The 10697-nt window shown below is 59.1% G+C and carries 8 protein-coding genes; 1 reads left to right on the forward strand and 7 read right to left on the reverse strand.

Translation table 11 applies throughout. The annotated features are described in order from the left end of the window. Positions 1-69 precede the first annotated feature (69 nt). Together KL786_RS22000 and KL786_RS22005 are read right to left on the reverse strand one after the other, a co-directional pair. A complete protein-coding gene (locus KL786_RS22000) occupies positions 70-1680 on the reverse strand; it encodes an ATP-binding protein (RefSeq protein WP_032861551.1) in 1611 nt (536 codons plus the stop codon). Further along, entirely contained in the window at positions 1677-2402 is a 726-nt protein-coding gene (locus KL786_RS22005; RefSeq protein WP_029300726.1) for a response regulator, read from the reverse strand. The genes KL786_RS22000 and KL786_RS22005 overlap by 4 nt, the downstream gene beginning before the upstream one ends. 848 nt (positions 2403-3250) lie before the next feature. On the opposite strand from KL786_RS22005, the gene KL786_RS22010 reads away from it, so the two are divergent. After that, entirely contained in the window at positions 3251-6142 is a 2892-nt protein-coding gene (locus KL786_RS22010; protein WP_215518974.1) for a ribonucleoside-diphosphate reductase subunit alpha, read from the forward strand. 101 nt (positions 6143-6243) lie between these two features. Here KL786_RS22010 and KL786_RS22015 read toward each other — a convergent pair whose 3' ends face one another. The 5 genes from KL786_RS22015 to flgB form a co-directional block, all read right to left on the reverse strand. Beyond that, on the reverse strand, positions 6244-7263 hold the full coding sequence (locus KL786_RS22015) for a hypothetical protein (protein ID WP_353844680.1): 1020 nt from the start codon (positions 7261-7263) through the stop codon (positions 6244-6246). A gap of 192 nt (positions 7264-7455) precedes the next feature. Next, positions 7456-8775 (reverse strand): flagellar hook protein FlgE, encoded by a 1320-nt coding sequence (flgE, locus tag KL786_RS22020; protein WP_215518976.1) that lies wholly within the window; start codon positions 8773-8775, stop codon positions 7456-7458. 31 nt (positions 8776-8806) lie between these two features. Continuing rightward, the gene (gene flgD / locus KL786_RS22025) at positions 8807-9538 is read right to left on the reverse strand and encodes a flagellar hook assembly protein FlgD (protein WP_032861555.1); all 732 of its coding nucleotides are present in this window, start codon (positions 9536-9538) and stop codon (positions 8807-8809) included. 16 nt (positions 9539-9554) lie between these two features. Then, positions 9555-9998: a flagellar basal body rod protein FlgC gene (gene flgC / locus KL786_RS22030; protein WP_215518977.1), complete on the reverse strand. Its 444-nt coding sequence runs from the start codon at positions 9996-9998 to the stop codon at positions 9555-9557. A 3-nt stretch (positions 9999-10001) separates the two neighbouring features. Continuing rightward, the gene (gene flgB / locus KL786_RS22035; RefSeq protein WP_032861558.1) at positions 10002-10409 is read right to left on the reverse strand and encodes a flagellar basal body rod protein FlgB; all 408 of its coding nucleotides are present in this window, start codon (positions 10407-10409) and stop codon (positions 10002-10004) included. Positions 10410-10697 lie beyond the last annotated feature (288 nt).

Raw genomic sequence — 10697 nt, forward strand, 5'->3', positions numbered from 1 at the left:
CAAGCCAGCTCCCACAGTTGTCCGAGTACATCCTTTGGAATGCAAGCTGGCTTGCCTGCGATGACTATCTCAAGCCTTGTCCTGGTCCCTTGGCCAACTCAGGCTGAAACACGCACCGCCCAGGTTGTTGCTCTTGCTGATCAAGGCCCGACCACCGTGCCAGTAGATAATCCGCCGCACAATCGATAGGCCCAGGCCATGCCCACCCGAGGCGCGTGTACGGCTGTCATCAAGGCGCAGGAATGGCGTAAAGATCCGCTCCCAGGCGCTTTCCGGCACGCCTGGGCCATCGTCTTCAACATCGATACGGCAGCGCACCTGCCCCACCTGGTAACTGATCAGCACCCGCGACTGCGCATGGCGCATGGCATTGCTCACCAGGTTTTGCAGGGCGCGGTGCAGGTAGCGCGGCTCGGCGTCGACCCAGGCCGCGTCCAGGTGCGCCGATGACAGGCATACCCCACGCGCCACCTCGATTGCCGGCCGCAACGGCGCGAGTTCGTCGATCACCTGGTCGAGCAAGGCACTGAGGTCGACCCTTTGAAAGCTCAAGGCCGGCGAGCCCTGTTCCAGGCGCGCATAGGTGAGCATTTCATCCACCAGGCCGTCGAGGTCCTGGATATCACTGTCCATGCCTTCCATGTATTTGCGCCGGGCTTCGGGCGTCGCGGCGTCGCCGATCATCTCCAGGCCAAAACGCAGGCGGGCCACCGGGGTGCGTAACTCATGGGACACCGCGCGCACCAATTCACGCTGGATCGCCAGCAGGCGTTGCAGGTGCTCGGCCATGCCATTGAAGGCCGCAGCCAGCCGCCCTACCGAGTCGGCACCGCGCGCCGGCACCCGCGCTTCCAGGTTGCCCTTGGCGATACGCGTGGCCGCCGCTTCGAGCCCGCGCAGACGGCGCTCCAACTGGCGCACCAGCAGGTACACGATCAAGCCGATCAGGGTCAGGCCAATCAACGCAATCAGCACCAGCCATTGCGCCGGGTAAGGATTCATCTGGTACAGCGGGCCGATTTCCAGGACCCACGGCGTGCCGACCATGCCGGCAAACACGCGAATCGAATCACCGCCCTTGCCCAGGGCCATCACCGTGTCGCCCTCGGCCACGCGCCGCCGCTGGTCTTCATCCATGTCGGCTTCGTCGAGCTTGAGCAGGTGCATTTCAAAGCCAAAGCCCTTGGCGTGCTTCAAGTCGGCCAGACGCTGCGGCTGCTCGGCCACCGGGAAACGCACCAGCTCATCGGCCAGCAAATAAATGGTGGCCCGGGCCAATTGCTCGCTGATCTGCTGCACTTCGCCGGTAAGCAGCAGTTGTTCTTTTTCACTGACCAGGCGCAAGACCCTGGCCGCATGGGGCCCGGTCTGCTCCACCAGGACCTGGCCCCGTTGCAGGCGGTTGCGTTGGCTCAGGTCCAGCTGGGCATCGGATACTTTCTGCAACGCCAGGGGAATCCCCAGCAAGCGCTCCCACACCGCCAGGGCACGCTGGCGCTCGATGCTGCTCATCGGTTGCAGGTTGTCACCCATCAGGGCAAAGGTACCGTGGGCCAGGCGCTCACGGTACTGGCCACTGCGCACTTCATTAAGCAGGTGCAGGGCCAGTACGCCGAGCAGGGCCACCAGGATCAGCGCCGCGCACATGCCGCCATAGATGCGCAGGAAGATCGAGTTCACGACAGCATGTCGGCGGCGGCTTCGGGGACGAACAGGTAGCCTTTGCTGCGAATGGTCTTGATCAGGCGCGGGTGGATCGGATCGTCGCCGATTTTCGGGCGGATCCGCGAGATGCGTACGTCAATGGAGCGGTCCTGGCCGTCGTAGCCGATACCGCGCAGGGCGGTGAAGATCTCTTCCCTGGACAGGATGCGCCCGGCATTGGCCACCAGTAGCCACAACAGGTCGAATTCGGCGCTGGTCAGTTCGATACCGCCGTCGTGCAACCAGGCTTCGCGCAAGGCGTTGTCGACCACCAGTGGGCCGAATTGCAGGCGCCGCTGTTTTTCCGGGGCGGCAGGCTCGGCGCTTTCGCTGCGCCGCAACAGCGCCTGGATCCGCGCCAGCAGCAGGCGTGGGCGCACCGGCTTGCACACATAGTCATCGGCGCCCATGTCCAGGCCCAGGACCTGGTCCATGTCGTCGGTACGCGCGGTGAGCATCAGGATCACTCCGTCGTAGCGCTCGCGCACCTTGCGGCAGATGCTCAGGCCGTCTTCGCCAGGCAACATCAGGTCAAGAATCACCAGGTCTGGCTGCTCGGCAATGATCCGCGCCACTGCCAGGGCACCGTCGCCCTCTATGGAGACCCGCAGGCCGTTGCTTTCCAGGTAGTCACGGGTCAGCTCAGCCAGACGCTGGTCGTCCTCGACAATCAATACCTGCCAGGCTTCTTGCTCCACGGGTGGTCCTCGTTTTTATAAGGGATTTGTCAGGACTGCGCAGGTTCAAATGTAGGAGCGGGCTTGCCCGCGATAGCAGTGTGCCAGGCAACATATCTACTGCTGATCCACCGTTATCGCGGGCAAGCCCGCTCCCACATTTTGATCTTCGCCAGCCGTACCAAATTTGTCATGCATAAAGGGCATAACAGTGTAGGAATAAAGGCCGATTGTAGCCTTGGCCCAACCCTTGAACACAAGCCAGGAAATGCATTCGGTGATCGCGTTTTTTTGTGATAGGGTTCGCGCCCGCAAAAATCCAACCGGGTGTTTTCAGCTTGGAATATTCGGTGACAAACGGTGCGATGCAGCAGTACTGCGGCCTACACGGCTGTTCCACCTTTCATACACATTTTACCCACAGCGTTATCCACAGGTAGTGCGTTGCTAAGCCCCCCAAAACGCATTATCTTGTAGCTCGTCGCTGAAAAAACCCTACATGTAGGGTTTCAAGCGAAAAGACCAAACACAATTCAGACAAGAAACTCAAGTGCTTTCTTGCTCCTGTTTGGTTGAACTTAAACCTTTTTCGAAAGCCCAAACCGCGCACGCGGATGGCTGCTGTTTTCCAGCCCGAACGGGAGAAAGCGGTACGGGTGTTGCAGTGCAAACACTGTCACCCATCAGGAATACGGTGAAGGGCCCCGGCCCCGAACCAAAGACTTCGGCATGGAAGCGGCGCGAACAGCTCCCTTCCTCCTGTCCCGAAGTTGTTATGCCAGGCCAAGGCCTGTTGTAAGTGCTTCAGGACGGAACGGTGGGCACCGTGATGGTGCCCAAATAAATATAGAATGTGGAGACAACCCCCCATGCAAACCGACACAACTCGCGAGAACCCGCAAGGCTCCGTGCCGCAGGCCGCCGATTCGAATATGGATCTGTCCGCCACCGCGCCCGGCCAATTGCGTGTGATCAAGCGTAACGGCACTGTCGTTCCTTATACCGATGACAAAATCACCGTCGCCATCACCAAAGCGTTTCTTGCAGTTGAGGGCGGCACCGCTGCCGCTTCGTCGCGTATCCACGACACCGTTGCCCGCCTGACCGAACAAGTCACCGCGACCTTCAAGCGTCGCATGCCATCGGGCGGCACCATCCACATCGAAGAAATCCAGGACCAGGTCGAACTGGCCCTGATGCGTGCCGGCGAGCAGAAAGTGGCCCGCGACTACGTGATCTACCGCGACTCGCGCGCCAAGGAACGTGCCGTACACGCGCCGTCCGCCGAAGCCGTGCAAGCGCACCCGTCGATCCGCATCACCCTGGCGGATGGTTCGTTCGCGCCGCTGGACCTGGGCCGCCTGAACACCATCATCACCGAAGCCTGCGAAGGCCTGGAAGAAGTCGACGGCGACCTGATCCAGCGCGAAACCCTGAAGAACCTGTACGACGGCGTGGCCCTGACCGACGTCAACACCGCCCTGGTGATGACCGCCCGTACCCTGGTCGAGCGTGAGCCGAACTACTCGTTCGTGACCGCGCGCCTGCTGATGGACACCCTGCGTGCCGAAGGCCTGGGCTTCCTGAAAGTCGCCGAAAGCGCTACCCACCACGAAATGGCCGACCTGTACGCCAAGGCACTACCGGCCTACATCGCCAAGGGTATCGAATTCGAATTGCTGAACCCGATCCTGGCCACCTTTGACCTGGAAAAACTCGGCAAGGCAATCAACCACGAGCGCGACCAGCAGTTCACCTACCTGGGCCTGCAAACCCTGTACGACCGTTACTTCATCCACAAGGACGGGATCCGCTTCGAACTGCCGCAAGTGTTCTTCATGCGCGTGGCCATGGGCCTGGCGATCGAAGAGAAGCACAAAGAAGACCGTGCGATCGAGTTCTACAACCTGCTGTCGTCCTTCGACTACATGTCGTCGACCCCGACCCTGTTCAACGCCGGCACCCTGCGCCCACAGCTGTCGAGCTGCTACCTGACCACCGTGCCGGATGACCTGTCGGGCATCTACCACGCGATCCACGACAACGCCATGTTGTCCAAATTCGCCGGTGGCCTGGGCAACGACTGGACGCCGGTGCGTGCACTGGGCTCCTACATCAAGGGCACCAACGGCAAGTCCCAAGGCGTCGTACCGTTCCTCAAAGTAGTGAACGACACCGCCGTTGCGGTCAACCAGGGCGGCAAGCGCAAAGGCGCTGTATGTGCCTACCTGGAAACCTGGCACATGGACATTGAAGAGTTCATCGAGCTGCGCAAGAACACCGGTGATGATCGTCGTCGTACCCACGACATGAACACCGCCAACTGGATCCCTGACCTGTTCATGAAGCGTGTCTTCGACGACGGCCCGTGGACCCTGTTCTCGCCATCGGAGGTGCCAGACCTGCACGACCTGACCGGCAAGGCCTTCGAAGAGCGCTACGAGTACTACGAAGCCCTGTCCCAGTACCCAGGCAAGATCAAGCTGTTCAAGACCATCCAGGCCAAAGACCTGTGGCGCAAGATGCTGTCGATGCTGTTCGAAACCGGCCACCCATGGTTGACCTTCAAAGACCCATGCAACCTGCGCAGCCCGCAGCAGCACGTGGGCGTGGTTCACAGCTCGAACCTGTGCACCGAGATCACCTTGAACACCAACAAGGACGAGATCGCCGTTTGCAACCTGGGCTCGATCAACCTGCCGAACCACATCGTCAACGGCAAGCTGGACACCGTAAAGCTTGCACGCACCGTCAACACCGCCGTACGCATGCTCGATAACGTGATCGACATCAACTACTACTCGGTGCCACAGGCGCAGAACTCCAACTTCAAGCACCGCCCGGTCGGCCTGGGGATCATGGGCTTCCAGGACGCCTTGTACCTGCAGCACATTCCTTACGGTTCGGATGCTGCGGTCGAGTTCGCCGACAAGTCCATGGAAGCGGTCAGCTACTACGCGATCCAGGCTTCCTGCGACCTGGCCGACGAGCGCGGCGCCTACGAGACGTTCCAGGGTTCGCTGTGGTCCAAGGGCATCCTGCCGCTGGATTCGCAACAGATCCTGATCGAAGCCCGTGGCCAGAAGTACATCGACGTTGACCTCAACGAAACCCTGGACTGGGCGCCGGTACGTGCCCGTGTGCAGAAAGGTATTCGTAACTCCAACATCATGGCCATCGCACCGACCGCGACCATCGCCAACATCACCGGCGTATCGCAGTCGATCGAACCGACCTACCAGAACCTGTATGTGAAATCGAACCTGTCGGGCGAATTCACCGTGATCAACCCGTACCTGGTTCGCGACCTGAAAGCCCGCGGCCTGTGGGACTCGGTCATGATCAACGACCTGAAGTACTACGACGGTTCGGTACAGCAGATCGAGCGCATCCCGCAAGAACTCAAAGAGCTCTACGCGACCGCCTTCGAAGTGGACACCAAGTGGATCGTTGACGCCGCCAGCCGTCGTCAGAAGTGGATCGACCAGGCCCAGTCCCTGAACCTGTACATCGCCGGCGCTTCGGGCAAGAAGCTGGACGTGACCTACCGCATGGCTTGGTACCGTGGCCTGAAAACCACTTACTACCTCCGTGCCCTGGCTGCGACCAGCACCGAGAAATCGACCATCAACACCGGTAAGTTGAACGCTGTTTCCAGCGGCAACCATGGTGATGATTCGGTACTTGCAGCGCCAGCCGGTCCGGCGCCAGTGCCTAAGGCCTGTGCGATTGACGAGCCGGATTGTGAAGCTTGCCAGTAAGCTGAGCCCGCCCTGGGTTTAACCACCCAAGGTTGAAAAACCCCCGATATGCCTATGGTGTACCGGGGGTTTTCTTTTGTCTGGCAATACCTGCGCGCGACCTAGATCATAATGGTCGCCATACCTGACTCAGGCACCCCACCCCGATTTCCCCACAATTCAATCCGGCCGTTAATAACTGCCATGGAATGCCCATTGTAGGCCACCACCCCCACTTTGCTGTTTCGCAAGTCTTCATCACTTGCCTGCCGGTAATGACCTCTGAGGCCCAAACGGTCCAAACCTTCCCGGTGGTATTCACCATCGTTAAGGGTCCGGATCCCATCCAAGAAGCTGCGACTGGCAGTGCCATCATTATTTTCCATCTGTGCCCGCTTAGCGCTCGCGGCAAACATAAAGTTGGCGTTGGTCATCATTTGCGGGTCATCTCCTTCGAAACGGGCATGAGTGGCTGCCACCCTGACCTCGTCCTTGGAGAGATGGAGTTTGAACCCATCACGCATAGTCACGTCGAAGCCATTACCCGCTTCTTTTACCTCCTTGAAAACATCAGTAGGTTTCTGACCAAAGTGCATCATCGCCGCTTTAATTGCTGAAACAGTCACACAGTTACCGTCGGGCCCCTGCTTGAAACCACTCCAGATATTGTCCGGCTTTTTCCCTGGATTACTGTTGTCAGGCTTGTAGTTGAAATACTTTGAGCCCTTGGTAATCGGCTTGTTACTCATGGACTCGCTGGGGCCGAACCCTCCCGGGCTCACTCGACCGCCACCTCCCCCCCCACCGCCACCTGGAGATGAAGGAGATGGAGACGGAGATGGTTCATCTGGAAACAGATCTGGAAACAGCCTCTTTAAAAGTGCCAGCCAATCTTCAGACGCAACTTTCTTCAGTTCTTCGAGGATTTCCTTGAATTTTTCGTCACCCAACTTCTGGCGCAGATCATTCAACTTGTCGCGCAAGGCCTGAGCCGTTTGGGCTTTCGACGTCTGCTCAGCCTCAGACAGTTGGTTGAGCAACGCCTTGACCGTAGACACGTCACTGACAGGATCAACGGGAGCCGTTTCATTGCGTGCAATGACCGGCACAAAATTTATGCGCTCACTACCTGGCGCGGACACTCCTGCTCCCCACATACCAAGCCCTCTTCTTGATTGATGAGCCTCATGGGCTCTTGTCCAATCATTGGCGCGCCAGGGCTGAGGCGTTCCCGCCTAACACTTTTCTGCACGTAACTCAATAAACGGCGTATTTTTTCCTACGCCCACAAAAAAGCCCCTCCTAGGAGGGGCTTCTTGTGCAGCACTAGCGCATCACGTCATCTGAATGATGGTCTGCATAATCGTGCTCTGGGTGGAGATAGTCTTGGCGTTCGCCTGGTAATTGCTCTGGGCCTTGATCAGGTCCACCAGCTCATTGGTCAGGTTGACGTTGGAGTTCTCCAGGGAGTTGGCCACGATCGAACCCAGAGTCCCGGCTTGTGGTGCATCGTAGCCAGGCTGGCCCGAGGCGAAGGTTTCTTTCCAGGTGGTGCCACCGGCAGGCTGCAGGCCCTGTTCGTTGTTGAAGCTGGCCAGGGAAATCTGGCCGATGGCCTTGCTTTGCTGGTTGCTGAAGGTGGCGAACAGGACGCCGCTGCCGTCGATTTTCAGCCCGGTGATTTCGCCGGTGGCATAACCATCGGTGATCGGTGGGTTGCGGTAGCTGGCCGAGTTGTACTGGGTGATGCTGGACATATTGATCGCAATACCACCCGGGTTGGCGGCAGCGCCGTTGTCCGGGTTCCATACGCCATTATCCATGACGCCCGGCTTCCAGTTGCTGATGGTCAGGGTGGTGTTGGATACGGTACTTGGCGGGGTGACAATCCCCTTCAGCGCACCCGCGGTATCAAATGTCACCGTCGAGGCCACGGGGGCAACTGCGCCAGTGCCCTTGACCGGTGTACCGTCAGGGTTGCGGCCATCGATCAGGGTGTAGGACTTCCAGGTATTGGAGCCGGTTTTCACCATGTACTGCACCATCTCATGGGCGTTGCCTTGAGTGTCATACAACGTGGTGCCGTACTGCTCGGTAAACGAGGTCGCGACCGTTGGATCAAAAGGATTGGTCGCCTGGTCGATCACCGGCTTCGAAGAGTTCAGGTTGCTGGTCGAATCAACCTTGGTCGACGCTTTCGGCGGCAAGTTTGACAGGTTGATCCGCAGGTCGGTCAGGCCGCTCTTGGTGATCTTGCCGTCTTCATCGGCCGCATAGCCCTGCAGGCGCGAAGTGCCGGTGTTGTTGGTGATGTAGCCATCCTTGTCCGGCTTGAACGAGCCGTTACGGGTATATTCCAGCGAACCGTCACTGCCCTTCTGCACGAAGAAGCCACCACCCTGGATGCCCATGTCCAGCAAGCCACCGCTGCTGGTCACTTCACCCTGGGTGAACTGCTGGGAAACGGCGGCCAGGTTGACGCCGGTGCCGATGGTCTTGTTGCCAGTGCCCAAGCGGGACGCTGCGTAGATATCAGCGAACTCTGCACGGGACGACTTGAAGCCGGTGGTCGCGACGTTGGCGATGTTGTTGCCGGTCACGTCCAGTTGTTTGTTGGCCGCATAGAGGCCGCTAAGGCCGATATTAAAAGACATGTTTCTCTCCTCTTGCCGTATTTAGCCGGCTCTATGTACCGATAGTCTGAATTTGCGACAGCTTGATGCTGCCCATGCCGCCAGAAAGGTTGAGCAGCATTTCGCCGCCCGTCTGGCTCAAGGTCACACTGGTGACCGTGGCCGGCAGCGAGGTTTTCAGGGCAACCGAATCACCAGCATCATTCTTGGTGCTGGCCGCGAAGGTGTAGGTGCCGGAATCAAGCTTCTCGCCCGCTTCGTTCTTGCCGTCCCAGATAAAGTCCGACTTGCCGGCGCTCTGGGCGCCCAGCTCGATTGTCTTGACCAGCTTGCCGTCCTTGTCGGTGACCTTGACGGTAACGTTGCCCACCGACGAACCCACAGCGACCGAGCCGGTGAAGCTCTTGCTCGTATCGACCATGGCCTTGCCGGTTTCGATAATGACCGAGCGCCCTACCAGCGAAGACGCTTGCAGTGCCTGCGACGACTTGTAGTTGCCGGTGATGGTGTTCACCGAGTCGTTCAACGTGTTGATGCCTTCCAGGCTGCTGAACTGCGCCAGTTGCGCCACGAACGCGCCGTTGTCCTGGGGCGACAGCGGGTTCTGGTTCTTCAACTGCGTAACCAGCAATTGCAGGAACGCATCCTTGCCCAGGGACTGGTTACCCGAGGCGGCCTTGGCGGTATCGGCCAGGTTGCCCTGGTTGGCCTTGGCATCCTTGACCTTGGAGTCGAACAGACTCTGGATCGTCGACTGACTCGACACATCGTTAGTGACGGACATGCTTTAGCGCCCCTTATCACTGACCCAGGGTCAGGACCTTCTGCATCATGGCTTTGGCGGTGTTCATCATTTCCGCATTGGTCTGGAACGAGCGACTGGCGGAAATCATGTCAGCCATTTCCTCGACCACGTTGACGTTGGGGTAGTACACGTACCCCTTTTCATTCGCGGCGGGGTGATTGGGTTCGTAGCGCGCATCGAGGTTGCTCTGGTCTTCGACCACACCCAACACCTGGACGCCCTGGCCCGCAGCATCCTGGTTCTGGAACAACGATTCGCCGCCGCCGTTCTGAGCGCCCTGGAACATGGTGGCGAAGACCGGGTGCCGGGCACGATAGGTCTGGTCGATGCTCGACGACACCGTTTCGGCGTTGGCAATGTTACTGGCGACCGTGTTCAGACGCGTGGTCTGGGCGCTCATGCCACTACCGGCAATATTGAAAACACTGGATAGAGACATGGCTTACTCTCCGCGCAGGGCTGACATCAGCCCTTTGAATTTGCTGTTGAGCAGGGTGAAGCTGGCCTGGAAGTTCACCGAGTTCTCGGCGTAGTTCGATTGTTCCAACTGCGCATCGACCGTGTTCTGGTCGATCGACGGTTGCATCGGCGTGCGATACATCAGCGACTCGTCGCCATTGCTCAGGCCCTGCGCTTCGATATGACGGTTATTGGTCATGTTCAAGGCGAAGGAGCCGTTCTTGGTCTTGTCGCTCTGTGCGGCAAGCACGGCGGCAAAGTCCAGGTCCCGAGCCTTGTAGTTCGGGGTGTCGGCGTTGGCGATGTTGTTAGCCAGGACTTCGGCACGCTGGGCGCGGAAGCCCAGGGCTTGTTCGTGGATACCGAGCGCTTTATCGAAGCTGATGCTCATGGCGGAGACCTTTAGGGCTGACCTGCTTTTCGTAACAGGGATATAGCAAGCGCCATGCCAGCTTTGTCAGGCCTAATAAATCAGGGGGTTAGGGAGGTATTGCCGCCGGCAATGCCGGAAAAGCGGCAAGCGCTTTCCGCGAAGCGCCAGTAAAGCGGCAACGAGCGTTGCCGCTATCCAAGGTGTGGCACAAACAAATGTGGGAGCTGTCGAGCCCCGGCGAGGCTGCGATGGCGGTGGATCAGGCGACATCTTCAGTGCCTGTGCCGCCGCCATCGCAGCCTCGCT

The sequence above is a fragment of the Pseudomonas sp. TAE6080 genome (assembly GCF_018732265.1).
In the GTDB taxonomy this organism is placed as follows: Bacteria; Pseudomonadota; Gammaproteobacteria; order Pseudomonadales; family Pseudomonadaceae; genus Aquipseudomonas; species Aquipseudomonas brenneri.